28 protein-coding genes and 1 other annotated feature are annotated in these 25,922 nt (G+C 42.2%); of the genes, 22 read left to right on the top strand and 6 right to left on the bottom strand.

Features of this window, described 5'->3' with window-relative positions; genetic code table 11:
- The first annotated feature begins 18 nt into the window (after positions 1 to 18).
- From recD2 to NSS76_RS12415, 4 genes are all read left to right on the top strand, one after another.
- A complete protein-coding gene (gene recD2 / locus NSS76_RS12430; protein WP_024423121.1) occupies positions 19 to 2,403 on the top strand; it encodes an SF1B family DNA helicase RecD2 in 2,385 nt (794 codons plus the stop codon).
- A gap of 111 nt (positions 2,404 to 2,514) precedes the next feature.
- Positions 2,515 to 3,033, top strand: coding sequence for a PRC-barrel domain-containing protein (locus tag NSS76_RS12425; RefSeq protein ID WP_051170124.1), 519 nt, complete (start codon positions 2,515 to 2,517; stop codon positions 3,031 to 3,033).
- Positions 3,034 to 3,046: 13 nt separating this feature from the next.
- Positions 3,047 to 3,238 (top strand): hypothetical protein, encoded by a 192-nt coding sequence (locus tag NSS76_RS12420; RefSeq protein WP_003216308.1) that lies wholly within the window; start codon positions 3,047 to 3,049, stop codon positions 3,236 to 3,238.
- Positions 3,239 to 3,258: 20 nt separating this feature from the next.
- Entirely contained in the window at positions 3,259 to 3,390 is a 132-nt protein-coding gene (locus NSS76_RS12415) for a YrzQ family protein (protein WP_003216198.1), read from the top strand.
- Positions 3,391 to 3,491: 101 nt separating this feature from the next.
- Here the strand turns inward: NSS76_RS12415 and NSS76_RS12410 are convergent, their stop codons facing one another.
- From NSS76_RS12410 to NSS76_RS12395, 4 genes are all read right to left on the bottom strand, one after another.
- Positions 3,492 to 4,142 carry an amino acid ABC transporter permease gene (locus NSS76_RS12410; RefSeq protein WP_024423119.1) on the bottom strand — a complete coding sequence of 217 codons (651 nt, stop codon included), beginning with the start codon at positions 4,140 to 4,142 and terminating at the stop codon, positions 3,492 to 3,494.
- Between the two features lie 15 nt (positions 4,143 to 4,157).
- Positions 4,158 to 4,811 (bottom strand): amino acid ABC transporter permease, encoded by a 654-nt coding sequence (locus tag NSS76_RS12405; RefSeq protein WP_024423118.1) that lies wholly within the window; start codon positions 4,809 to 4,811, stop codon positions 4,158 to 4,160.
- 77 nt (positions 4,812 to 4,888) lie between these two features.
- A complete protein-coding gene (locus NSS76_RS12400) occupies positions 4,889 to 5,698 on the bottom strand; it encodes a transporter substrate-binding domain-containing protein (RefSeq protein WP_103131897.1) in 810 nt (269 codons plus the stop codon).
- 13 nt (positions 5,699 to 5,711) lie between these two features.
- Entirely contained in the window at positions 5,712 to 6,440 is a 729-nt protein-coding gene (locus tag NSS76_RS12395) for an amino acid ABC transporter ATP-binding protein (RefSeq protein ID WP_024423116.1), read from the bottom strand.
- Between the two features lie 230 nt (positions 6,441 to 6,670).
- Here NSS76_RS12395 and NSS76_RS12390 point away from each other — a divergent pair, with 230 nt between their 5' ends.
- From NSS76_RS12390 to udk, 13 genes are all read left to right on the top strand, one after another.
- Positions 6,671 to 7,735 carry an AI-2E family transporter gene (locus NSS76_RS12390; protein WP_044331701.1) on the top strand — a complete coding sequence of 355 codons (1,065 nt, stop codon included), beginning with the start codon at positions 6,671 to 6,673 and terminating at the stop codon, positions 7,733 to 7,735.
- Between the two features lie 44 nt (positions 7,736 to 7,779).
- Positions 7,780 to 7,987, top strand: a binding site (T-box leader).
- A 79-nt stretch (positions 7,988 to 8,066) separates the two neighbouring features.
- Entirely contained in the window at positions 8,067 to 10,703 is a 2,637-nt protein-coding gene (gene alaS, locus NSS76_RS12385; RefSeq protein WP_041118103.1) for an alanine--tRNA ligase, read from the top strand.
- Between the two features lie 89 nt (positions 10,704 to 10,792).
- On the top strand, positions 10,793 to 11,059 hold the full coding sequence (locus NSS76_RS12380; RefSeq protein WP_008358522.1) for an IreB family regulatory phosphoprotein: 267 nt from the start codon (positions 10,793 to 10,795) through the stop codon (positions 11,057 to 11,059).
- Positions 11,060 to 11,062: 3 nt separating this feature from the next.
- Positions 11,063 to 11,479: a Holliday junction resolvase RuvX gene (ruvX, locus tag NSS76_RS12375; RefSeq protein ID WP_024423113.1), complete on the top strand. Its 417-nt coding sequence runs from the start codon at positions 11,063 to 11,065 to the stop codon at positions 11,477 to 11,479.
- 15 nt (positions 11,480 to 11,494) lie between these two features.
- Complete coding sequence (locus NSS76_RS12370; protein WP_024423112.1) at positions 11,495 to 11,776, top strand: DUF1292 domain-containing protein; 282 nt, start codon at positions 11,495 to 11,497, stop codon at positions 11,774 to 11,776.
- Between the two features lie 154 nt (positions 11,777 to 11,930).
- Positions 11,931 to 12,497 carry a biotin transporter BioY gene (locus NSS76_RS12365; RefSeq protein ID WP_041107025.1) on the top strand — a complete coding sequence of 189 codons (567 nt, stop codon included), beginning with the start codon at positions 11,931 to 11,933 and terminating at the stop codon, positions 12,495 to 12,497.
- Positions 12,497 to 13,957 (top strand): acyl-CoA synthetase, encoded by a 1,461-nt coding sequence (locus NSS76_RS12360; RefSeq protein ID WP_044331759.1) that lies wholly within the window; start codon positions 12,497 to 12,499, stop codon positions 13,955 to 13,957. Before NSS76_RS12365 ends, NSS76_RS12360 begins: the two co-directional genes overlap by 1 nt.
- Positions 13,945 to 15,033, top strand: coding sequence for an acetyl-CoA C-acyltransferase (locus tag NSS76_RS12355; RefSeq protein ID WP_341082304.1), 1,089 nt, complete (start codon positions 13,945 to 13,947; stop codon positions 15,031 to 15,033). The genes NSS76_RS12360 and NSS76_RS12355 overlap by 13 nt, the downstream gene beginning before the upstream one ends.
- A gap of 73 nt (positions 15,034 to 15,106) precedes the next feature.
- Entirely contained in the window at positions 15,107 to 16,189 is a 1,083-nt protein-coding gene (gene mltG / locus NSS76_RS12350; protein WP_025092416.1) for an endolytic transglycosylase MltG, read from the top strand.
- 211 nt (positions 16,190 to 16,400) lie between these two features.
- Positions 16,401 to 17,066, top strand: a complete 666-nt coding sequence (locus NSS76_RS12345) for an O-methyltransferase (protein WP_024423109.1) — start codon at positions 16,401 to 16,403, stop codon at positions 17,064 to 17,066.
- Positions 17,063 to 17,992, top strand: coding sequence for a peptidase U32 family protein (locus tag NSS76_RS12340; RefSeq protein WP_341082303.1), 930 nt, complete (start codon positions 17,063 to 17,065; stop codon positions 17,990 to 17,992). The genes NSS76_RS12345 and NSS76_RS12340 overlap by 4 nt, the downstream gene beginning before the upstream one ends.
- Positions 17,993 to 18,012: 20 nt before the next feature.
- Positions 18,013 to 19,281, top strand: coding sequence for a peptidase U32 family protein (locus NSS76_RS12335; protein ID WP_341082302.1), 1,269 nt, complete (start codon positions 18,013 to 18,015; stop codon positions 19,279 to 19,281).
- A gap of 7 nt (positions 19,282 to 19,288) precedes the next feature.
- On the top strand, positions 19,289 to 19,921 hold the full coding sequence (gene udk, locus NSS76_RS12330; protein ID WP_024423106.1) for a uridine kinase: 633 nt from the start codon (positions 19,289 to 19,291) through the stop codon (positions 19,919 to 19,921).
- Between the two features lie 52 nt (positions 19,922 to 19,973).
- On the opposite strand, the gene NSS76_RS12325 is transcribed toward udk, so the two are convergent.
- Positions 19,974 to 20,327 carry an Ig-like domain-containing protein gene (locus NSS76_RS12325; RefSeq protein WP_073206462.1) on the bottom strand — a complete coding sequence of 118 codons (354 nt, stop codon included), beginning with the start codon at positions 20,325 to 20,327 and terminating at the stop codon, positions 19,974 to 19,976.
- 622 nt (positions 20,328 to 20,949) lie between these two features.
- Here NSS76_RS12325 and greA point away from each other — a divergent pair.
- From greA to NSS76_RS12310, 3 genes are all read left to right on the top strand, one after another.
- Positions 20,950 to 21,423, top strand: a complete 474-nt coding sequence (gene greA / locus NSS76_RS12320) for a transcription elongation factor GreA (protein ID WP_008358505.1) — start codon at positions 20,950 to 20,952, stop codon at positions 21,421 to 21,423.
- Between the two features lie 50 nt (positions 21,424 to 21,473).
- On the top strand, positions 21,474 to 23,216 hold the full coding sequence (locus NSS76_RS12315) for a peptidoglycan D,D-transpeptidase FtsI family protein (RefSeq protein WP_171464539.1): 1,743 nt from the start codon (positions 21,474 to 21,476) through the stop codon (positions 23,214 to 23,216).
- A gap of 67 nt (positions 23,217 to 23,283) precedes the next feature.
- Positions 23,284 to 23,949, top strand: coding sequence for a YrrS family protein (locus NSS76_RS12310; RefSeq protein ID WP_025092411.1), 666 nt, complete (start codon positions 23,284 to 23,286; stop codon positions 23,947 to 23,949).
- A 218-nt stretch (positions 23,950 to 24,167) separates the two neighbouring features.
- Here NSS76_RS12310 and NSS76_RS12305 read toward each other — a convergent pair whose 3' ends face one another.
- On the bottom strand, positions 24,168 to 24,371 hold the full coding sequence (locus NSS76_RS12305) for a DUF2536 family protein (RefSeq protein WP_039183233.1): 204 nt from the start codon (positions 24,369 to 24,371) through the stop codon (positions 24,168 to 24,170).
- Positions 24,372 to 24,557: 186 nt separating this feature from the next.
- Here NSS76_RS12305 and NSS76_RS12300 point away from each other — a divergent pair, with 186 nt between their 5' ends.
- On the top strand, positions 24,558 to 25,199 hold the full coding sequence (locus NSS76_RS12300) for a class I SAM-dependent DNA methyltransferase (protein ID WP_056767938.1): 642 nt from the start codon (positions 24,558 to 24,560) through the stop codon (positions 25,197 to 25,199).
- A gap of 15 nt (positions 25,200 to 25,214) precedes the next feature.
- A complete protein-coding gene (mtnN, locus tag NSS76_RS12295; protein WP_024423101.1) occupies positions 25,215 to 25,910 on the top strand; it encodes a 5'-methylthioadenosine/S-adenosylhomocysteine nucleosidase in 696 nt (231 codons plus the stop codon).
- Positions 25,911 to 25,922: the final 12 nt, after the last annotated feature.

Raw genomic sequence — 25,922 nt, 5'->3', positions numbered from 1 at the left:
TGGAAGGAGGGAAGACCTGTGCAGGAACATCCAGATCAAATGAAGCTTGAGGACGAACCGTTTTTAAAGGGGACCATTCAAGCCGTTATTTTCCATAATGAAAGTAATTTATACTCGGTGTTAAAGGTGAAAGTCATTGAAACATCGGAAAACTTAGAGGAAAAAACAGCATCTGTCACAGGCTACTTCCCCGCACTTCATGAGGAGGAAACCTACACCTTTTATGGCAAAGTCACAAGCCATCCGAAATTTGGTGAACAGTTTCAGGCCACTCATTTTCAAAAGGAAGTACCGACAACGAAGCAAGGCATCATACATTATCTCTCAAGTGATTTATTTGAGGGGATAGGAAAAAAGACCGCTGAAGAAATCGTGGGGCAGCTTGGCAATCAGACGCTTCATAAGATTATGCGTGACCCAGCTGTTTTGTATGATGTACCGCGCTTATCAAAAAAGAAGGCGGATAAGCTTGCCGCAGCGCTTCAGGAGCATCAAGGGCTGGAACAAATCATGATCAGCCTGAATCAGTATGGCTTTGGTCCGCAGCTCAGTATGAAGATTTACCAAGTATACGAGAGTGAAACGCTGCAGAAAATCGAGGAAAATCCCTATCAGCTCGTTAAGGATGTTGAGGGAATCGGGTTTATTAAGGCGGATGAGCTTGGCGCTAGAACAGGCATCTCAGGAAATGACCCAGAACGGATTCGCGCCGCCTTGTTATATACAGTGGAGACAGCCAGTCTACAGGACGGTCATACGTACATACAAACGAAAGATTTGATCGTCGAAACCCGCAAGCTGCTCAACCAAACCGGCAATGATTACAAAGTGACTGAAATGGATGTTGCCAATCAGATCATTGCACTTGGCGAAGGAAAAGAAATGATCATTGAAGATGACCGCTGCTATCATCCATCTTTATTTTATGCGGAGCAAAGTGTCGCCAAACGCATTCAAAAAATCGTCTCCCAAACAGAATATGCAGATCAATTTCCTGAATCAGAATTCCTGCTGGCACTTGGCGAGCTGGAGGAGCGGTTAGGCGTCCAATATGCACCGACACAAAAGGAAGCGATTCAAAAGGCACTCATGTCCCCGATGCTGCTTTTAACAGGCGGGCCTGGAACAGGGAAGACGACGGTCATTAAAGGAATTGTCGAGCTTTACAGTGATCTTCACGGTGTTTCTCTTGATCCGAGTGATTATAAAAAAGATGAATCCTTCCCATTTGTGCTTGCGGCACCAACTGGACGGGCGGCTAAACGGATGACAGAATCAACAGGGCTTCCAGCTGTCACCATTCACCGGCTGCTAGGCTGGAATGGTTCGGAGGGCTTCTCTCATGATGAGGAACAGCCGATTGAAGGAAAGCTTGTCATCATTGATGAATCAAGTATGCTGGATATTTGGCTGGCGAATCATTTGTTTAAAGCCATTCCTGATCATATCCAAGTGATTATGGTAGGGGATGAACATCAGCTGCCATCTGTCGGACCAGGCCAAGTTTTACGGGATTTGCTTGCCTCAAAAGCCGTGCCGGCTGTTACCCTGACAGATATTTACCGGCAGGCAGACGGCTCAACCATTGTTGAACTTGCACATGATATGAAAAATGGTGTGCTGCCAAAGGATATCACTGCACGCTCAAAGGATCGGTCCTTCATTCAGTGTTCAGCTGATCAAATGAAAGAAGTCATTGAGAAAGTTGTCAGCAATGCTGCTCAAAAAGGGTTTTCGGCAAAGGATATTCAAGTGCTGGCACCGATGTATAAAGGAAAAGCAGGCATCAATGAGCTCAACAAAATGCTGCAGCACATTTTGAATCCTAAAAAACCAAAGGGCAGAGAAATCCCGTTTGGTGATGTGGTGTACCGGACAGGTGATAAGGTGCTTCAGCTTGTGAATCAGCCGGAGAACAACATTTTTAACGGCGATATCGGTGAAATTGTCTCGATTTTTTATGCAAAAGAAAATACAGAAAAAGAAGACATGGCTGTGATCTCCTTTGATGGAAATGAAATCACCTTTACAAAAAAAGATTTTCATCAATTTACACATGCTTATTGCTGCTCTATTCACAAATCACAAGGAAGTGAATTCCCGATTGTTGTGCTGCCAGTCGTCAGGAGCTACTACCGAATGCTTCGGCGGAATCTACTGTACACAGCCATTACACGCAGTAAAAAGTTTTTAATACTGTGCGGCGAGGAATCAGCGCTGGAGTGGGGCGTGAAAAACAATGAGGATTCCCTCAGACAAACGTCCTTAACGATGCGGCTAGTGCAAACCGAACAAATCATGGATGCAGAACTTGAAGCACTCCAAAAAGAGCTTCCGTTTAGCGTACATGACGCAAATATTGGCATGGAGGGAATCACTCCGTTTGATTTTATGCATGAGTAGAAGGTTCAGATTGTTGACAAAGGGCTAAAATGATTTTTATTTTAGCCCTTTGTCTTCTTTTCAGCGTGAAAAGAACTTCACCCATTCCGTTCATGGAAGCCATTTCTTCGTATGAGTCATGAAGCAAACGCACACGATAAGACTGTTCCGCAAAAGGTGGTTGAGCACATTTTGAGAACATGCCGAGAACTTGAAGGAATGACGATCTATACAGATGAGCTGTCCCAATCGCTTGGTTCCATAAAAGATATTTGCTTTTTAGCCGGAGGCAGCTGCGGAGGATATGTGTTAGAGGGGAAAAAGAAAGACTGTGCACTCGTTCCATTTTCTGCTTTTGATCAGCTGACAGACAAAGGTTTGTATGTGAGCTGCCAGGAGGGAGTGGGCATGGATTCCTCTGCTCCATTCTTGTTATTTTCGAAATTAAAAAAGAAAATGTTGCAGTCGCCTGATGGTGAAAATTTAGGCATTTTGGAAGATGTATACTTTTGCTCAAATTCGGGCACAATCGTAGCATATGAACTCTCGGACGGCTTCTTTACAGAGCTATCAGGGATTCGGAAACAGCTGCAGGCTGCCGGAACCTTGATGAACGTTCAAAAGGAAGCACTGGTTCTAAACCGAACGTAAAGAGGTGCTGATTATGCTCATTTGCCCAAATTGCAAATGTAAAGACATCGGAAAAATTGGGGTCAATCAATATTATTGCTGGGGCTGTTTTATTGAATTGACGCTGTCAAAAGGCAAAATATCTACACACCAAGTGGAGGAAGATGGGACACTAAGCAGCTTAGATGATCTGTTTAGTGACGATGAACGTTCAATTCAACTATAAGTGTTAAGGGGGAATTTCGAATGGGCAAAATGACTTCTTCACTATTAACGCTTGGTGCAGGTGCACTCGCATATCATTTTGCAAGCCGATATGATATGCCATCAAAGCGGGATATGAAAAAGCTAAGAAAACGTGTTATGAGAATGATGTAAACAAAAAGGGCTAAAATGATCTTCATTTTAGCCCTTTGTTTTTTTCAGCGTGATAGCCAACCGGTCTATACGCTGGCATTCGCCAAGAGCGGATGTTCTTTTTATGCCTGCCTGTATTCTAATCGTCTTGCAAGAATGGATAAGCTGAAATTGACGACAAAATACATCATAGCTGCCAATAGGAAAATCGGCAGTAAATAGGATTGGCTTTGACCGTTTAATATTTGAGCGTGATGCAATAATTCTGGAAGCGCAATGACAACGGCAAGCGACGTATCTTTTAAAAGAGATATGAATTGACTGACAATTGGCGGCACCATTCTGCGCAGGGCCTGCGGCATAATAATCATTTTCAATGTTTGAATATAGGTTAAACCAGAAGACCTGGCTGCTTCGATCTGGCCCTTATCAATTGATTTAAGGCCGCTCCGAATAATTTCTGACAGCATCGCGGATTCAAACACAGTTAAAGCCGCAATGGCAGAGGCTGTGATGCTTAGCTTGATGCCGATTTCAGGCAATGCAAAATACGTGAAAAAGATGATCAGTAAAAGTGGCAGGTTCCGAATGGTTTCTACAACTACCGCAAGCACCTTCGATAAAATCGGTATTTGAGCGAACCGTAATGTGCCAACGACTAATCCAATGATAAAGCTCAAAATGATGGAGATAAAAGCCACTTTTAAGGTGACAGCAAATCCTTCAAGTAAAAAGGCGAGATGATCAGGCTGGTAGGCACCTATAAAATCCATGATGTTTCCTCCTTTCTAGTGGCTTCTTGCTAATCTTCTTTCTAAATAACCAACACCTAAACTGAGCGGAATGGTTAATAGCAGATAGAACATCGCAACAAAGATGTAGACATCAAACGTCACAAATGTTCTAGACGCAATAAGGTCTCCTTGATACATGAGATCAAACCCTGCAATGACACCTAAAATCGAGGAGTTTTTGACAAGGTTAATAAATTGATTCCCAAGAGGGGGAATGACGATTTTAATCGCCTGCGGCAAAATGATATACCGCATCGTCCCGCCATATGACAGACCTGAGGCGCGGGCTGCTTCCATTTGTCCGAGCGGTACAGCTTGTATCCCTGCACGAATGGCTTCAGCAATAAAGGCAGACGTATAAATGGCAAGAGCAATCGTACCAGCAGTAAAGCCATCTGCTACAATACCCAGCACCGGTAAACCAAAGAAGAAAACAAAGGTGATCAATAATAACGGAATATTCCGAATAAATTCAACATAAGCCGTTCCGAACCAGTTGAGCGGCCTAAATGGCGCAATTCTCATAATGGCAATGAGTGTACCGATCAAAAAGCTTCCAATCAGAGCAATGACACTTGCACCAATGGTATATTTAAAGCCTTCTAAATAAAGATGAACATTTTCAGTGAGAATGGAAAACCGCAGCAATCAGTTCACTTCCTTCCTGATTAACAGGGGAGCCTTTGAGCGGCTCACCTGAGGCATTGATCTTGACGAAACAAATGTTATTCTTTGATCCATTTTTTAAGAATTTTGTCATACTCTCCATTGTCTTTTAACGTTTTTAAAGCTTTATTGATCGCATCTGTTAATTCTTGATCCCCTTTCTTCACAGCAATGCCATAAGGCTCATCTGTAAAGGTGCCGCCGACGACTTCGTAATTTGAATCCTCATCTGCCATACCAAATAAGATCGCATTATCAGTTGTCAGCACTTGCCCTTGATTTGATTTTAAAGCTGTAAAAGCCTCTTGATAGTTCTCAAATTCTAATACGGATACTTCAGGTGCTTTCTCACGGATATTTTGAGAAGAAGTAGATCCTTTCACGGCCAGCACCTTCGTTCCTTTTTTAAGATCATCAATGGATTGAATGTCGCTTCCTTTTTTCACAAGCAGTGATTGTCCTGCTTCAAAGTAAACATCTGAGAAATTGACTTCTTTTTTACGCTCTTCTGTAATTGTCATGGTCGCAACAATCGCATGGATATCCCCTTTTTGAAGCAAAGGAATTCTTGTTTTAGATGTCACTTCCTTAAATTCTGCTTTTCCTTCATCGCCGAGTATTTCCTTTGTGATGGCTTTTGCAATGTCAATATCAAATCCTTCAATATCACCGCTGCTCGGATTTTTTAGACCGAATAAACGTGTGTCATTTTTTACACCGAAAATGATTTTTTTGTCTTTCTTAATGGCTTCTAAAGAACTTCCTTGTTTCGCATCAGTTGAGCCTTTTTCAGTAGATCCACAAGCAGCCAAAGCGGCGATGCAGCAAGTCATAAAGAGCAGCAGGCCAAAGCGTTTCATTTTTTTCATCAAACCATTCCCCCTAGTGATTTAATATACGGCTTAAAAATAATTGAGCACGTTTCTCTTGCGGTTTTTCATAAAATGCAGCCGGTGTTGATTCTTCAAGAATTCTGCCTTCATCAATAAAGACAATGCGGTCAGCCACTTCGCGGGCAAAGCCCATTTCATGTGTGACGACAACCATGGTCATGCCTTCACGAGCCAGCTGCTTCATCACATCTAATACCTCGCCGATCATCTCTGGATCAAGTGCAGATGTCGGTTCGTCGAAAAGCATCACCTCCGGCTTCATCGCAAGCCCTCTTGCAATGGCAACGCGCTGCTGCTGTCCGCCCGAGAGTCGTGAAGGGTAGGTGTCTGCCTTTTCAGGAATGCCGACTTTATTTAAATAAAATTCAGCTGTTTCCTTTGCTTCTTCCTTGCTCACTTTTTTGACCTTCATCGGCGCAAGCATAATGTTTTCAAGCACCGTCTTATGCGGATAGAGGTGAAAATGCTGAAAGACCATTCCGATATTTTGCCTGACAAGATTGATGTTGGTCTTCGGATGCTGAACAGACACTTGGTTGACGAGAACTTTTCCCGCATCAATGCTTTCAAGACGATTGATACACCTGAGCATCGTGCTTTTACCAGACCCTGAAGGACCGATGATCACAACAACCTCCCCTTTTTGAATATGTAGGTTAATGTCCTTAAGTACATGGAACTGGCCATAATGCTTGTTGACTTCTTCGAATGTGATCATGAAGAACCTCCTCTTGTGTTTCATTGGCTAAAGCTAAAGTGGATTCTAGCACAACTTGTGTAAAAAGAAGTAAATGATGGAATATTTTCTGACGAGATTTTACAGCAAACAGTGACTTTGGATGGAGCTGTATGTTTCATGTGTATTCATTTTTAACAAAGTTAGGACAAATTTTATTTACGTGGATAATTGCAGAAAATGGTTAAACAATAAGAAAAGAGGTGAAAAAGGTGAAGAAACGTCCGATCCAATTTCTGATATATGCTGCAGGGGTTCTGCTTGTCCTTGCATCCTTGCTCATTTTACTGCAGCTCGACGAGTTATGGATGCCTGTTTTTTTATTGCTGAAGGCGGTTCTCATTCCGCTTCTCATCGCTATTTTTATTTCTTATCTGCTTTATCCGATTGTGGAAAGACTGCATGCACGAGGGCTGCCGAGAACAGTCAGTCTCTTACTCATCTATGTCCTGTTTTTTGGCGGGATTGGTTTTGCGGTATATAAAGGAGCGCCTGTTATGATCGCACAGTTAAATGAGCTGTCAGAACAAATTCCTGTCATCGCTGAAACGTATAATGGCGCTTTATCACATATTCATCATCATACGAGCCACTGGCCTGACGGACTTCATGACCGCTTGGACCGCTTCATTGTTCAATCGGAGACATATGCAGCCAATAGCGCTGAGCGGATGATTCTTAGCTGTAAAGTTTTATTTGATTACGCTTTAGTTGCAGCACTTATTCCTTTTCTTGTTTTTTATATGGTAAAAGACATGAGTACGATGAAACGGGCGGCATGGTATTTAACGCCGCCGTCATTTAGGAAGAGGGGGCATGCCTTTGTGAAAGCAGTGGATGAATCGCTTGGTGATTATATTCGAGGGCAGCTGCTTGTCTGTTCTTTAATCGGGGGTGCAGCAGCCATTGTGCTCTGGCTTTTTCATATCCCGTATCCGCTCGTTCTTGGCATGCTGATAGGAGCAACGAACGTGATTCCGTATTTTGGACCGATAATTGGCGCAGTGCCTGCCATCTTTATTGCGTTTACCATCTCAGTGAAATCGGTCATCATCGTATTGATCACAGTAGCGGTGCTGCAATTTTTAGAGAGCAATGTCCTCAGCCCGATCATTGTAGGACGAAGTCTTCATATGCATCCTGTCGTCATTATGCTTGTCTTGCTTGCAGGAGGGGAGCTGTTTGGCTTAATTGGGATGATTTTAGCCGTACCAGCAGCTGCGATTATCAGGGTGATCATTGTGCAATATATCCTGATGAGACGAAGCGTTCATTGACAAGACGAGCCGAGTTGTCTATAATAATTTCGATTCATACATATTGAAATTCAATGACGGACCCGAGTACGTTAAAAAGCTGTTGCAGAGAGAGGCTTTATTTGCTGAGAAAAGCCTTATCAGACCTTTAACGGAAGCTAGTCCCGAGTGCAGATAAACACTGCCGCTCTCTTCCGGCGTTATCGGATGTGAAGGTGATAGACGAATTTGTCTATAATCAGGGTGGTACCGCGAGAACATCTCGTCCCTGTGTAAGTCGTTTTGTGCTTGCATAGGGCGGGATGTTTTTTCGTTTGTGTGGAGATTGATGAATATAAGGGAGGATTTTTGAATGAAAACTTTAACTTCAGCTCAAGTACGTCAAATGTTTTTAGACTTTTTTAAAGAAAAAGGACATGCTGTAGAACCGAGTGCGTCACTTGTACCGCATGACGATCCGACACTTTTATGGATCAACAGTGGGGTGGCCACATTAAAAAAATACTTTGATGGCCGCGTCGTACCTGACAATCCGCGTATTTGCAACGCGCAAAAATCGATTCGTACGAATGATATTGAAAATGTAGGGAAGACAGCACGTCATCACACGTTCTTTGAAATGCTTGGCAACTTTTCTATTGGTGATTATTTTAAAGAAGAGGCCATTGAATGGGCGTGGGAATTCCTCACTAGTGAAGAGTGGATTGGCTTTGATCCGAATTTGTTATCTGTGACAGTCCACCCAGAGGACGAAGAAGCATATATCCTTTGGAGAGATAAAATTGGTGTGCCTGAAGAACGTATTATCCGTCTTGAAGGCAACTTCTGGGATATTGGCGAGGGCCCAAGCGGACCGAATACAGAAATTTTCTATGACCGCGGTGAATCATACGGTGACGACATGAATGATCCAGAACTATATCCAGGCGGAGAAAACGAGCGTTATCTAGAAGTATGGAATCTCGTGTTCTCTGAATTCAACCATAATCCAGATGGATCATACACCCCACTGCCGAAGAAAAACATTGATACAGGGATGGGCCTTGAACGAATGGTATCTGTCATTCAAAATGTGCCAACGAACTTCGATACAGACCTTTTCATGCCGATTATTCGTGCAGTCGAAACCATTTCTGGAGAAAGCTATGGTTTGGCGAAGGAAAAAGATACAGCATTTAAAGTCATTGCTGACCATATCCGGACAGTTGCCTTTGCTGTAAGCGACGGTGCGCTTCCTTCCAATGAAGGCCGCGGATATGTATTAAGACGTTTGCTGCGCCGCGCTGTGCGTTATGCAAAAACGATCCATATCCACCGTCCGTTTATGTATGATCTAGTGCCAGTTGTTGCTGAGATCATGAAGGATTTCTACCCAGATGTACAAGCAAAAGAAGAATTTATTGCGAAAGTCATCAAAAACGAAGAAGAACGTTTCCACGAAACACTGAACGAAGGGTTAGCTATTTTGTCAGAAGTGATCAAAAAAGAAAGAGACAAAGGCAGCTCACAGATTTCAGGTGAAGATGTATTTAAGCTGTATGACACGTATGGATTCCCTGTCGAGCTGACGGAAGAATACGCAGAAGATGAAAACATGACAGTTGATCGAGAAGGCTTCCAAGCGGAAATGGAGAAGCAGCGTGAACGGGCAAGAAATGCGAGACAAGATGTCGGCAGTATGCAGGTTCAAGGCGGCGCTTTAGGCGATATTAAAGTGGAAAGTACCTTTGTTGGCTACGAAAATTTAACTGCGGAAACTCGCATTATCGAATTGCTTCAAAATGGTGAACTTGTCTCTGAAGCACATGAAGGAGACACGGTGCAAATCTTGTTAGATGAAACGCCTTTCTATGCGGAAAGCGGCGGACAAGTAGCGGATAAAGGAACACTAAAAAGTGCAGAAGCCATCATTGAGATCAAAGATGTGAAAAAAGCGCCAAACGGTCAGCATGTCCATGAAGGAGTCGTCGTAAGCGGTACGGCTCAAAAAGGTCTCGAGGTCACTGCAGAAGTGGAATCAGCTCTTCGAAAAGGGATTGTGAAAAACCATACAGCGACACACCTGCTGCATCAGGCGCTGAAAGATGTATTAGGAAGCCACGTAAACCAAGCAGGTTCATTGGTAAATGAAAACAGACTTCGCTTTGATTTCTCTCACTTTGGACAAGTGACGAAAGAAGAATTGTCTCAAATTGAAAAAATCGTCAACGAAAAAATTTGGGAAGGCATCTCTGTTGCCATTGACCTGAAACCAATTGCTGAAGCAAAAGAAATGGGTGCAATGGCGCTCTTTGGCGAGAAGTATGGCGATATCGTGCGTGTTGTCCAAGTGGGCGATTACAGCATCGAGCTATGCGGCGGCTGTCACGTGCAAAACACTGCGGAAATCGGTTTGTTTAAAATTGCATCTGAGTCGGGTATTGGTGCTGGAACACGCCGTATTGAAGCTGTGACTGGTAAAGGTGCTTATGAAGAATTAAATGACCAGCTGGCGATTTTAGAGCAGGCAGCAAGTGAGCTGAAGTCAAATACGAAGGATGTACCAAAACGGATTGCTTCATTACAGGCAGATTTAAAAGAGGCTCAAAGAGAAAACGAATCTCTCCTTGCGAAATTAAGCCAAGCAGAAGCAGGCTCTATTTTAGAGAAGGTGACAGAAGTTGGCGGAGTGAAAGTATTAACTGAAAAAGTAAATGCTAAAGACATGAACCATTTAAGAACAATGGTTGATGACTTAAAAGCTAAATTAGGATCAGCTGTCATCGTCCTGGGAGCCGTTCAAAACGGAAAAGTAAACATTTCAGCAGGAGTAACAAAAGACGTGATCGAAAAAGGTCTGCATGCAGGGAAGCTTGTGAAGCAGGCAGCTGAAATCTGCGGCGGAGGCGGAGGCGGACGTCCAGACATGGCACAAGCAGGCGGAAAACAACCAGAAAAGCTTGAAGAAGCACTGGCAACTGTCGAAGAATCTGTCAAATCCGTTTTATAATCAGGCAATGTAGTGTAGAATAATGGTATTAGATGAGCGGTTAGAAAAAAGCTTGCTAGTAGAATGTTGGAAGAGAGGTGCAAGAAGCAGTGAGTTCATTTGATAAGACAATGAAGTTTAACTTCTCTGATGATTCAGCTGAAACCAATGTGAATGAAGTGCTCATTACAGTTCATGACGCACTCCAAGAAAAAGGATACAACCCGATCAATCAAATTGTCGGATACTTGCTGTCAGGCGACCCTGCTTATATTCCAAGACATCAGGATGCACGCAACCTAATTCGTAAACTAGAACGAGACGAATTAATTGAGGAATTGGTTAAATCGTACTTAGAGACACATAAAGAGGCGTAAAACATGAGAATTTTGGGCTTAGATTTAGGCACGAAAACCCTTGGTGTTGCGATCAGTGATGAAATGGGATGGACAGCGCAAGGGATTGAAACAATTAAAATTGATGAAGCAGGCGGAGACTTTGGTCTCAGCCGCCTGTCTGAGATCATAGCGGAATACGGAGCGGATAAAATTGTACTTGGCTTTCCAAAAAATATGAACGGTACGGTCGGTCCTAGAGGCGAAGCCAGCCAATCATTTGCGAAAGTGCTAGAAAACACGTACAATGTTCCTGTTGTGCTTTGGGACGAGCGTCTGTCAACAATGGCAGCGGAAAAAATGCTCATCTCTGCAGATGTGAGCAGACAAAAGCGTAAAAAAGTCATTGATAAAATGGCGGCTGTCATGATCCTGCAAGGATATTTAGACAGCTTAAATTAAAATGAGGTGAATCAAATGGAACACGGAGAAAAGCAAATTACAATCGTTGATGATAATGGAAATGAACAGCTTTGCGAAGTACTATTTACTTTTGAAAGCGACCATTTTAACAAATCTTATGTTCTTTACTACCCAATTTCTGAGCAAGACAATGAGGAAATTGAAATTCATGCATCAAGCTTCACACCGAATGAAGACGGTGAAGATGGCGAGCTAGAGCCGATTGAAACGGATGAAGAGTGGGACATGATTGAAGAAACGTTAAATACGTTCTTAGATCAAGAAGACGAAGAATAGAACGAATAAAAGCCCTGTGAACAGATCTTCTTGATCTTTCTTCACAGGTCTTTTTTTATGGTTATTATGTTAACTTAATTTCATTTTATGTTGACATAATAAACTGCACCTTTTACTCTGTTTTTAACAATAAATTGAGTGAGGAGCATGGATATTGAAAATACAAGATATGATGCAAATAGCATTAATGACAGCAGTCATCGGGATGTTAGGCTTGATCCCGCCGATTTTACTTACATTTACACCTGTACCGATTACATTGCAAACCGCAGGTCTTTTGCTTGCTGGGGGGCTGTTAAAGCCAAAACAAGCACTGATCAGTTTATGTCTTTTTCTTTTGGTTGTGGCAGCAGGCGCACCTCTTTTGTCAGGAGGGAGAGGCGGGATAGGGGTCTTTTTTGGTCCAAGCGGTGGTTTTCTTCTTGCTTATCCTGTTGCTGCCTTCATGATCAGCTTATGGGTGAACCGGCTGAAAAAAGTAACCGCACTGCGTCTTTTTGTGATCTATGCGGTTTGCAGTATTGTGATTTTGTATATGTGCGGCATCCCCTTTCAAGCCATGATGATGCATATTAAGGTGTCGCAGGCCGCTTTCCTTAGTTTGATTTATCTTCCAGGTGATCTCATCAAAGCGGGAATGTGTGCTGTCTTTACGGTTAAAATCATACAGGCCATGTCATATCGAAAAAGGGATCTGCATAAAGGGAGGCGTGCGGTTTGATCAGAATAACGGAAAGCTATGCAGTACATGCAGAAATGAAACCAGATCAGATTGCCATCATAGATGAGCAAGAAAGCATTACATATCAAGATTGGTACGAACGTGTACAGAGATCAGCGCAGTGGTTACAAGGAACGGCTCATCAGCAAAAAAGAATCGCTTTTTTATTATCAAATGGTGCTTCTTTTTTGCAAATATTTGCGGGCGCTGCTTGTGCAGGGTGGACAGCCGTTCCGCTTGATCCGAGATGGAGTCATGAAGAATGTGTTGAAAAGCTCTTGTTAAGTGAGGCGGATCTCGCCATTATAGAGGATCGATTGATGAAAAGATTTGAACAAAGCAGCGTAGACATACCGATTATTTCTTTATCTGAATGGAAGGAAAGAATGAGCCTTCTCACAGACAGTCCAGATAACAACTGCGATACCGAGAAGGATCCTGTCTTTTATATGGGATTTACGTCAGGATCAACAGGCTCACCGAAAGCCTTTATTAGGCGCCAGCAGTCTTGGATCGAGAGCTTTCGAATGACCACCGCTTCATTTGGAATCACTCATCAAGATCATGCTCTTATATTAGGTACACTCTTATCCTCTCACTTTTTATATGGTGCCATCAGTACATTATACTTTGGCGGCACAGTAACGCTTTTAGAAAAATTTGTGCCAGTAAAAGCGAAGAAAGCCTTAGAGACAGGTGATATCACCGTGATGTATACTGTCCCAACAATGACAGAAACGTTACTGCAAATCGATGCTTTTAGAGGGGACAATCCGCTTCTTGTCATGTCATCGGGAGCAGAGTGGAGCATCTCTTCAAAAGAACAGCTCGTCACCAACTATCCACATGTCACTTTTTTTGATTTTTATGGCACATCAGAGTTAAGTTTTGTCTCTTATTTGTCTTCACATGACTTTATGCAAAAACCTTCTTCTGTTGGACGGCCTTTCTCCTCCATTCAAGTAGAAGTAAGGCGTCCCGATCAATCTGTCTGCCAGCCAAATGAAACAGGGAGGATTTATGTAAAGAGCCCAATGACGTTTTCAGGATACTTGCATGAGCAGAAACCGCCGGAGGAGTGGCTGACAGTTTACGATATGGGATGGCTGGATGAAGACGGTTATCTGTATATGAGCGGTCGTGAGAATGGCATGATTGTCTATGGAGGACTGAATATTTTCCCAGAGGAAATTGAGCGTGTGCTAAATGATCAGCCAGAGGTAAAACGGTCGATTGTGGTTGGCGTTCCTGACCCATATTGGGGTGAAATCCCTGTTGCCATACTGGAGCAAGTGCCGCAAATAAAGGCGGTTCGACAAGCAGTTAAAGAAAAACTGGCGGCCTACAAGGTACCAAAAAAATGGCTTGTGATTGATCAAATGATTGAAACATCCGGCGGAAAAATAGCCCGCGCGAGCATGAAAAAGTGGGCGGAGGAGCAATTGTCATGCAAGCAGTGATCGTAGAAGCAAAACGAACACCCTTCGGTGACAAAAATGGGATGCTGAAAAATTATCGCCCAGAGCAATTAGCCGCTCCCCTTATTCGGCATTTGTCTCAGATCATGACACCGGATGACGTCATATTAGGCAATGTCGTCGGAGGCGGTGGAAATATGGCCCGTCTGTCCTCATTAGAAGCAGGTCTTCCTTTACACGTTCCTGGTATGACAATTGACAGGCAGTGTGCCTCTGGTCTTGAAGCGATCCGAACAGCTTGCGTCATGGTTCAATCGGGGGAGGGCACGATGTATATCGCTGGCGGGACTGAGAGCATTTCCAGCTCACCAATGAAAGAGAGAGCACGCTTTTCACCGGAGCGGATAGGAGATCCGCATATGGGAGAAGCAGCAGAGCTGACCGCGTCGGCATTTTCTGTCACGAGAAAAGAACAAGATGACTATGCCCTTTTAAGCTGGGAAAGAAGTTTAGCGGCATTCACACATGGTACATATTCAGAAGAAATCGTTTCGATTGACGGGATGAACATAGATGAAGCGGCTGCTAAAATAAGACCGATGGCAAAGCTGATCAAGCGGGCAAAGCCTGTATTTTTACCGGGAAAAGGAACTGTGACCGCCGCCAATAGCTGTAAGGAAGCAGACGGAGCAGCCGCCGTCGCTGTGATGGAAAGATCGCTAGCGGAAGCAAGTGGATATAAGGTGATGCTACGGTATGCCGGAAGTGCTGTGACAGCGATACATCCTCATTTTCCAGCTGCTTCACCAATTGATGCGATCAAGAAGCTTTTACATCAAGAGAACATCAAGGCAGAGGAAGTGGCGCTATTTGAAATCAATGAAGCGTTTGCGCTGAAAGCTGCACTTATTGCCCGGACGCTGGGGATACCATATGACCGGATCAATAGAAGAGGCGGTGCACTTTGCCTTGGGCATCCTTACAGCGCGTCAGGAGCTGCTATGATGGTGAGATTATTGTATGAAGGGCGCGCCTTACCGAATGGAAGCTATGTCATGGCTGCTATTGGAAGTGGTGGCGGCATTGGTTTAGCCGTGTTATGTCAAGTTCTGTCATGACATGCATAAGCAAGGAATTGCCGAACTCCGTCGAATCATGTACTATAAAAGCTAGATGTGAGGAGGGCCATGCATGTTTTCAGAACAAAAGAAACGACCATTCTTCAAAAGAAAAATGGGGATCGTCCTGTTATCTGTCCTTGCTGTCATCATCATTGCAGCATTATCAGGCTTTTTATATGTTAAATCAGCACTCGGACCGGTCGATCAAAAAAGCAAACAAACCATTAATATTCATATTCCAAATGGGACATCTGTCCGCGAAATTGCGGGCATTTTAAAAGAAAATGGGCTCATTTCGAATGACACGATTTTCACTTATTATGCAAAATACAAAAAGGCGTCCGGCTTTAAAGCGGGATATTTCCATTTAAAACAAACAATGGACGCAGACACACTGATTAAAAAACTGACATCTGGCGGGACAGATTACGCCTTTCAGCTTGTGATTCCAGAGGGAAGACAGCTGTCTGATATTGCAGCCATTATTGCAAATCAGACGAATTTTTCAGCGAAGGAAGTTGAAGCGAAGCTGGATGATCCTGCTTTTATTCAAACGTTAATGAAAAAATATCCGAAAACCGTGACATCACAGGTGAATGGAAAACAGGTGAAACATCCGTTGGAGGGTTATTTATTCCCTGCTACGTATCCATTTTATCGTGAGGATGAATCGCTCGAAACGATCATTGAAACGATGATTAAACAAACAGATCAATACGTGAAAACGTATGAAAAAGACATGAAAAAGAGAAACATGTCCATACATGATGTGTTAACGATGGCATCACTGATTGAAATGGAAGCAACAGAAAAGACAGATCGGGCAAAAATCTCAAGTGTATTCTATAACCGGTTGAAAAAAGACATGCCGCTTCAAACTGATCCAACCGTTCTTTATGCACTTGGTGAGCATAAATCCCGCGTGTATTACAAAGACCTAAAAGTGAAATCTCCTTATAACACGTATAACAACAAAGGGCTGCCGCCTGGACCTATTGCAAATGCGGGTGAATCCTCTTGGAAAGCCGCACTGCATCCAGAGAAAACGGATTACGTTTACTTCCTTGCGAAGAAAAATGGAGAAGTCGTATTTACGAAAACGTTAAATGAGCATAATAAAGCAAAAGCGAAATACATCACAGGCAGCAATTAATGGACAAGTGAATCGAAAAAGACTGTAGACAATACGAGATTGCCTGCAGTTTTTTTCGTTGGAATCTCCATTTTATAGGTTCGCAATTGCCCCTTCTTTGTGGTAAAATATATCGGGTTGTTTTTACTTAGATGAACGAAAGATTGACGAGAAAGAGAGCTGCAATAGGCAGGACTCTTCTTTTTCAGGTCATGAAGGAGCTAGACAAATAATGACTATCGAAGATGATCGAATAAATGATTATATTGAACATTTAATTCACCCAAGTCCTGATGCAATCGCTCAATTAGAGATCTATGCAAAAGAGCATCATGTGCCAATTATGGAAAAGGTGAGCATCGAGCTTTTATTGCAGCTGCTTTCGATGAAACAGCCGAAGAAAATTCTTGAGGTTGGGACAGCGATTGGCTATTCCGCTATTCGAATGGCAACAGCTCTTCCGGATGCTGAGATTTATACGATTGAGCGAAATGCAAAACGCTATGAAGAAGCAACACGGAACATTGAGGAATTAAAGTTAAAAGAAAGAATACACGTGTTTTTTGGTGATGCGATGGAATCGGCTAAAACGGTCCAAACGATGGCGCCCTATGATGTGATCTTTATTGATGCCGCAAAAGGGCAGTACAAGCGTTTCTTTGAATTGTTTGAACCGATGCTCGCTCACGACGGAATGATTATCACAGACAATGTCTTATTCAAAGGCTTAGTGGCAACGAATTATGAAGAAGAAATTGAAGATAAACGAAAAAAACAATTAATTGGAAAAATTGATCGATACAATCAATGGCTCATGTCAAACCCTGATTTCCAAACGTGCATTATTCCAGTTGGAGACGGGATCGCCATTAGTACAAAAAGAGGTGACCAATCATGAAGAAACCAGAATTGCTTGTGACGCCAAGCAGCGTGTCAGACGTACTGCCATTAATTGAGGCAGGAGCTGATGCATTCTTAATAGGCGAACAAACATACGGTATTCGTCTTGCAGGTGAGTTTTCAAGAGAAGATGTGAAACAAACGGCTCTGCTTGCACACGCCCATCACAAAAAAGTGTATGTAGCGATGAATGCGATTTTTCATAATGACCGCGTGCAGCTGCTTGGAGATTATTTAACCTTTCTCGATTCATTAAGCGTGGACGGCGTCGTCTTTGGAGACCCAGCCGTGATCATGGCAGCAAAGGAAACAGGAGTGAACCTGAATCTTCACTGGAGTACAGAAACGACTGGGACAAACTATTACACTTGTAACTACTGGGGCAGAAAAGGCGCATCGCGTGCTGTTCTTGCAAAAGAGCTGAATATGGACAGTGTGATCGACATCAAAGAAAATGCTGAAGTGGAGATTGAAATTCAAGTCCATGGCATGACATGTATGTTTCAATCGAAACGTACGCTCATCGGCAACTACTTTGAATACCAGGGAAATCAAATGGATGTCGTAGGCAGAAACATGGAGGAAGGGCTATTCCTGCATGACCAAGAGCGTCAAAACAAATACCCTATTTTCGAGGATGCAAACGGAACACATATTATGAGTCCAAATGATGTGTGTATGATTGACGAATTAGAAGAGTTTGTTGACGCAGGCATTGACTCATTTAAAATTGACGGAATTTTAAAGTCACTTTCTTATATGACAGAGGTGACATCACTTTATAGAAAAGCAATTGATTTACTAACGACTGACAAAGACGCGTATGAAGATCAGAAAGAGGACTGGGTGAAGCGGATTGAAGAGATTCAGCCAGTGAATCGTTCGATTGATACAGGATTCTTCTTTAAAGAAACGGTTTATTAAGATAAGAGGAGGCAGAGGAAATGGCATTATTGAAAGATGGTATTTCTGAAATGATTGATGGGAAACGTGTCATTACAAAAAAACCAGAACTGCTTGCACCCGCAGGAAACTTGGAAAAGCTGAAAATTGCTGTACATTACGGAGCTGACGCTGTTTTTATTGGCGGGAAAGAATTTGGACTTCGCTCAAATGCAGATAACTTTTCAATTGAAGAAATGGCAGAAGGTGTCGCATTTGCAAACAAATATGGCGCACGCATTTATGTGACAACAAATATCTTCGCCCACAATGAAAACATGAACGGGCTGGAGGAATACCTTCAAGGGATCGAAGGCGCTGGAGTAGCAGGCATTATCGTAGCTGATCCATTGATCATTGAAACATGTAAACGTGTTGCACCGAAGCTTGAAGTCCATTTAAGCACACAGCAGTCTCTTTCAAATTGGAAAGCTGTTCAGTTTTGGAAGGAAGAAGGGCTTGAGCGTGTGGTGCTCGCACGTGAAACTAGTGCGTTAGAAATTAGAGAAATGAAAGAAAAGGTTGATATTGAAATCGAAACATTCATTCACGGTGCGATGTGTATCGCATACTCTGGCCGCTGCGTGCTCAGTAACCATATGACGGCAAGAGATTCTAACCGCGGAGGCTGCTGTCAGTCCTGCCGCTGGGATTATGATCTTTATAAACTAGAAGGTTCTGAGGAAGAGCCTTTATTTGGTGAGGAAGATGCGCCATTTGCAATGAGTCCAAAAGATTTGAAGCTTGTTGAATCCATTCCTCAAATGATCGAAATGGGAATTGACAGCTTGAAAATCGAAGGACGGATGAAATCCATTCATTATGTTGCCACTGTTGTAAGTGTATATCGCAAAGTCATTGATGCGTATTGTGCTGACCCAGACAATTTTGTCATTCAGCAGGAATGGTTAGATGAATTAGATAAATGCGCAAACCGTGACACAGCACCAGCCTTTTTCGAAGGCGTACCAGGAACGGATGAACAAATGTTTGGCATCCATGGGAAGAAAACGACATTTGATTTCGCAGGTCTTGTTCTTCATTATGATGAAAAAGAACAAATCGTGACATTGCAGCAGCGTAACTTCTTTAAGCAAGGCGACGAAGTCGAATTCTTCGGACCAGAAATTGAGAATTTCACATGCAAAATTGAGACGATTTGGGATGAAAAAGGAAATGAACTAGATGCCGCTCGTCATCCGCTGCAAATCGTCAAATTCAAGCTTGATCAAAAAGTATACCCTAGCAACATGATGAGAAAGGGGAAATAACAGCCACATGAGGAGTAAACCAGTTGTCATTGGTATTGCTGGCGGCTCGGGTTCGGGTAAAACGAGCGTCACCAATTCAATCTATGAAAAATTTAAAGGACATTCCATCCTCATGCTTCAGCAAGATCTATATTACAAAAATCAAAGTCATATGCCATTTGAAGAGCGCCTGCTCACGAACTATGATCATCCGCTTGCATTCGACAATGACCTGATGTTTGAGCATTTGGAACAGCTCCTAAGATACGAATCCATTGAAAAACCAATATACGATTTTAAACTAAACACACGTTCAGAAGAGACGGTTCATGTTGAGCCGAAGGATGTCATTATCGTTGAAGGTATCTTTGCGCTCGAAGACGAACGTTTGAGAGACTTAATGGATATTAAACTGTATGTTGATACAGATGCAGACCTTCGCATCATCCGCCGCATTTTACGCGATACGAAGGAAAGAGGCCGGTCGATCGATTCTGTGATTGAACAATATGTATCTGTTGTCAGACCGATGCATAATCAATTCATTGAACCGACAAAACGATACGCCGATATCATCATCCCAGAAGGCGGCCAAAACCATGTGGCGATCGACTTAATGGTGACAAAAATTCAAACGATTCTTCAAAACCGAGCAGAGTAAATGGTGGAGAAGAAAAAGACCTTTACAGTGTAAAGGTCTTTTCAGCATCATCTTACCAAACTCTCACAAAAACTTGTCCTAAGACAGACGTCCCTTTATAAAGAGTGATAGTGGCATCGCCACGTGAATGAGCGGTCACTATTCCAAAAGAGTTAACAGATGCAACTCTCTGGTTGTCTGTCCAATAACGTGTTGCTGCAGCATTATAGACTGAGCACTCCTGACCAACTTTCATAGGTAAATCGTAATTTTGAATTGAAATCACATCTAATGTTTTCAATCCAGAAGTGCATATATTGTTATTGACTGTGAAATCCGCTGTTTCTTTGGCCGAAGCCATGCCCATTAGTGAAAAAGATAAGGTAGAGATGGATAGAACAGAAACAATTGTTTTCTTCATGTTCATTTAAAACACTCCCTAGCATGTATTTGGTCTTGCATTGATAGAATTCAATAAAAACCAAATATTCCCTTGTTAATATTTGTTAATAATATGTGAACATTTATAAAAGCATCATTCTCGGAAAAAATCTTAAGGGTTTGATATGATAAGAAAACAATGAAGAAAAGAAGAGATGGAGAAATCACTACCACATAGCGAAAGAATGAAGTTGAAAAAGTATATTAAAAAAACGACAAACAAATCATCACAAATTTTCAAACAATTCTTGATCAAAATGCAATTTTGTAATAATATAGCATAGACATATCGTACACTGACCATATTAGTATTGGAAGATGGAGAATGGATAAGCTATTCTTCTACATATGATCGAAATGGCCGAACGAGGTACAGGAGCTTCCTGTGCCTTTCCACAGTTTGTGCGATTTTAGACCGCTGCGAGTGGTCCTGTCTAATAAAAGGCATAATAGTTGCATCTAAAAGGGACGCCATGTAAGATGGACTTTTACGAATATGGTACAGAAGGAATGAGGGCCTGAACATGTCCTCATTCTTGTATATTTCAGTCGTCACTCACGTGCAGAAAGTTTGTATGGTGAGGATTAATAGAAGGAGTGAATGATTCATGGCACAAGAGAAAGTATTTCCAATGACAGAAGAAGGAAAACGTAAATTAGAAGAAGAGCTTGAATATTTGAAAACGGTTAAACGTAAAGAGGTTGTAGAGCGTATTAAAATCGCTAGAAGCTTTGGAGACCTCTCTGAAAACTCGGAGTATGATTCTGCTAAAGAAGAGCAGGCGTTTGTAGAAGGCCGTATTACAACGCTTGATAATATGATTCGTAATGCTAAAATTATCGAAGATGAAGGAAACTCAAATGTGGTTTCACTTGGTAAAACGGTGACATTCGTTGAATTACCAGACGGGGAAGAAGAGTCTTACACAATTGTTGGAAGTGCAGAAGCTGACCCGTTCGAAGGCAAGATTTCAAACGATTCACCTATTGCAAAAAGCCTTTTAGGTAAACAAGTAGACGACAAAGTAACCGTTCAAACACCTGGCGGAGAAATGTTCGTCCAAATTGTAAAAATTTCTTAATCACGTTTATCAGGTAAACACCTCGTCCACAATAGGGACGAGGTGTTTTTATGCGCAAAAAAAGAAGAATTCAATGGACAGGTGCGATTATTTTTATACTATTGCTCGGTCTTCTGATGAGACTGGCAGAAATTCAGCTGTTCTTTACAGAATCGTTTTCAAAGCTTGATATCAATTTAATACAAGAAAGTGTCAAACAGCGAACAGAAGAAGTCGTTATTTCAGACGGGCGCGGTGAGTTTTTAGATCGAAACGGCCAAGCACTTCTTACAAAAGAACAGCCTGCGGTTATCTTATTTCCTTTCCTGCAATATGATCTTCCACGCTTACAGCAAACCGCCTCTATTCTTGAGATGGAAGAGGATGAACTCAAAAAACAGTTAACAGAAACGAAAAAACCTCTCATTTTAAAAGATGACATCACGAAAAAAAAGCTGAAAGACATCAATGATATGAAATATTCAGGTGTGTACGGCGTATATATGAAAGAGAAGGACAAAAAAAGACTTGCCCTCCACACATTAGGTTTCACAAGCGAAAATCCAGAACTATTGAGAAAGCGTTATCCTGACAAAAAAGAGCTTTCCATACGTACTGAAATCGGCACATTTGGGCTGGAAAGCACCTTTGACGAATTTCTATTACCCGAGCAAGACACAAAATTGTTATATCATGTGGACGGAAGGGGAAACCCTTTGTTCGGTATGGACGTCAAATATACAGCAGAAGCTCATTCCTTTTATCCACTTCAGGTACAGACAACAATAGATGAAGACATGCAGGCTGAAATGGAGAAGGTGCTCAAAGAACAAGGCGTTGAAAAAGGCGGTGCCGTTCTGCTCGACATTGAAAGCAGCAGTGTACTCGCGATGGCGAGTACCCCAAATGTCACAAGTAAAAACCGGCATGAGGCAAGAAATTACATGCTGACAGCGATTGCACCAGGCTCTGTCTTTAAAACGGCTGTACTTGCCGCAGCAATCGAAAAAAATCTTGACCAGCCACAAACCATGTATGACTGTCGAAAGAATTTATATGGAGAGCCTGAAGGAAAACAAGAAGTGCTGAATCTGACTGATAGTTTCTCGCAGAGCTGCAATTATACCTTTGCGACACTTGCTGAAAGGCTCATTCAAACAGATGATCAAATCATCGAAAAGACGGCTTCTAAGCTTGGACTCATAGATCGAGCTGGCTGGGAAGGGGATGTCTATCATAAGCAGCACTTCAAACAGTTTGATCGTGAAGAAACAGGCAGTGTGTGGGGAGATAAAAGAGACAAGCATGTCAAAAAAGCCATTGCACAAACCGCAATAGGACAAAAAAATGTCAAAACGACGCCTCTGCAAATCGCGAATATGATGGCTGCGATCGCAAGAGGAGGAGAACGAAAAGAAGTGAAAATTGCAGAAAAAGTGCTGTATCAAAACGGAACAACGATGCTGTCCTTTCAAAACAAACGGCCTGAAGGGGGCAGCATAGACCGCTATACAGCTCAAAAGCTGCAAAAATTCTTAAGGCAGGTGGTGACCTCTGACAAGGGAACCGGAAGAAGGTTTCAAGATTTGCCATACGATGTAGCGGGAAAATCAGGTACTGCCCAAACCGGCAGTCAAGACAAAAAGGGGAATCCGCTTTATCATAAGTGGTTTGCTGGATACTTTCCGGTAGAAAAACCAAAATACGCCCTTGTTGTTGTTCACCTTGATGAGACAAGTGGCCGGGCTAAGACAAATGATGCGTTTTATGATATTGTAAAAAAGGTCAATGAAATTGAAAAGAAACAGACATAGAACATCCCTTCATGACATGTTAGAATAGTAACGACTTAGGGAACAGAGGCAAAGGAGTGCAGAGATTTTGAGTAGAAATTCTCGATTTGAACATCGTGATAAGCGCAGAAAGGCAAATATGGTGCTTAACATATTAATTGGTATCGTTGTGGTGCTTATTTTGGTTGTCGCATCGAGTTTGTTAATTTTTAATAAGCCGAAAGATCCTGATGTAGCGGATGCGCCATCAAAAACGGCACCTGCAACAAGTGAAAATAAACAAAACTCACAAGAAGATGTGAAAGATCCAAAGAAAGACACATCCGATGATTCAGATGCAAAAAAAGATGATTCATCTGATCAAGACGACGAAACGAAGAAGACAGATGATGAAGAAAAACCTAATAAAGATGCGTTAAAAGACGCCAAAGAAACAGATGGCGGCAAAACGAGTGATGTAGACAAAACATACGAAAATGATGACTGGGAGCCTGTAGGAACAGAGCAATCCGGTTCACATACAGCAACCTATGATTCCAGCTCAAAAGACTGGAAAGAAATGATCAAAGCCATGTCCTATGCGACAGGAATTTCAGAAGATCAAATGACCGTTCTTTGGTTAGGAAATAACGGAGGTCCTCAAGATGCAAAAGGAACCATCCGTGATAAATCAACAGGTGAACGCTACCGCGTGGAAATTACGTGGGTAGATGAAAAAGGCTGGAAACCTGTGAAGGTTGAAAAATTAAGATAAACACGAAAAAAGATAGCAGATTGTTGACAAAGGGCTAAAATGATGTTTATTTTAGCCCTTTGTCTTCTTTTCAGCGTGATAGAAAACCTTTGCAGTCTAGGAAGGACGAGTACCGGAGCGGAGCGAATTTGACATTCGTGAGCACCGGCACGCAGAACTGACAACGAATGCGAGGGTTTGTCTACACGCTGAGATAGCAGATCTGCTATCTTTTTTGTTTAAACATTCGCTTTAAAATGAACAACTGCTGTATACAAAATCTGCTCATCGATCACAGTCGTTTGATGACTGACAGAATGAACAGTCAGCAGAATCGCCTGATTATGTTCAATTTGTTTTTGGATCTTTTGTTCAAGTTCTTTTAAAGATGTTGCTTCAAAAAATTCTATTTTATCCTTTAAAAAATCCAGCTGAAAATCCATTTGATTCACCTCTCTATACTCTTCATTCATCTTAATCTCTCTCCCTCAGAAGGGCAAATGTTTTTCGGTCTCTCCCAGTATTTTTTAGTAGGAAAGAAACAGAAGTTGTGGTAGGATAGGAACTGTTCGACGGAATAAAACATACTATACGCATAGGAATAAATAGATAAAGTGGAGGGAAAGAAAATGGGACGTGAATTTCTTTCTTTATTTGATCATTGGGCTGACTCTTATGACGACACGGTAAGTGGTCATGACGAGCAGTATAAAGAAGTGTTTCGCCGGTATCCGGCTATTTTAAAAGAGATTGTCCGCCTTTCAGGCCAAGACGTTCTTGAGTTTGGAAGCGGTACGGGGAATCTAACAGCGCTGCTCCTTGCAGCTGATAAAAACGTGTATGGTGTTGAACCATCAGATGCCATGAAGAAAGCGGCTCTTCAAAAAGGACTGCCAGATCTATTTCATGATGGGGATTTTTTATCATTTCCAGCGCCGCCATTTGAGCCAGATACGATCGTCAGCTCATATGCATTCCACCATTTAACGGATGAAGAAAAAAAACAAGCCATTCACACCTATAGCAACATCCTTCACTCAGATGGTAAAATAGTTTTTGCTGATACAATGTTTCAAAATCAAGCAGCACATCAAGCTCAGATCGACAAAGCGAGAGCCGCAGGGTTCGATCAGCTTGCAGAGGATTTAGAAACGGAATATTATCCATCCATTGATGTGCTAAAGCAAATCTTTGAAGAAGAAGGTTTTAGCACGTCCTTTCATCAAATGAATGATTTTGTTTGGATCGTAGAAGCGAAGAAAAGGGAATGAAAGGATGTTTTTGATTTGAAAATCGCAGTTATAGGTGCAATGGAAGAAGAAGTGACGATTTTAAGAGATCAACTAAAAAATGCTACACAAGAAAACATCGCTGGGTGTGAATTTACAACAGGTGTTTATGAAGATAAAGAAGTGATTTTATTAAAATCAGGAATTGGAAAAGTAAATGCAGCGGTCAGCACAACATTACTGCTTGACCGCTTTCAGCCAGATTATGTGATCAATACAGGATCTGCTGGCGGTTTCCATCACTCATTAAATGTAGGTGATATTGTCATCTCTACTGATGTGAGACATCATGATGTAGATGTGACCATCTTTGATTACGAATATGGACAAGTGCCGGGACTTCCAGCTGCTTTCATTGCAGATGAAAAGCTTGTGAAGCTGGCAGAAGAATCTGCTTTAGAAATTGATCATATTCAAGTGGCAAAAGGAACGATTGCAACAGGAGATTCGTTTATGAATGATCCGGATCGTGTAGCGTTTGTGAGAGAGAAGTTTCCAGAGTTATATGCGGTGGAAATGGAAGCCGCAGCCGTTGCACAGGTCTGCCAGCTCTTTGGTACGCCATTTGTTGTCGTTCGAGCGCTATCAGATATTGCAGGGAAAGAATCCAATATCTCCTTTGATCAATTCCTTGAGCAAGCAGCGATTCACTCAACCGACCTTGTCTTGCGTATGATAAAGCAAACACAATAAAAGAAGGGGTTT

The sequence above is a fragment of the Bacillus sp. FSL R5-0654 genome, assembly GCF_038008745.1.
In the GTDB taxonomy this organism is placed as follows: Bacteria; Bacillota; Bacilli; order Bacillales; family Bacillaceae; genus Bacillus; species Bacillus safensis.
This window is presented reverse-complemented; position numbering and strand designations above follow the sequence as displayed.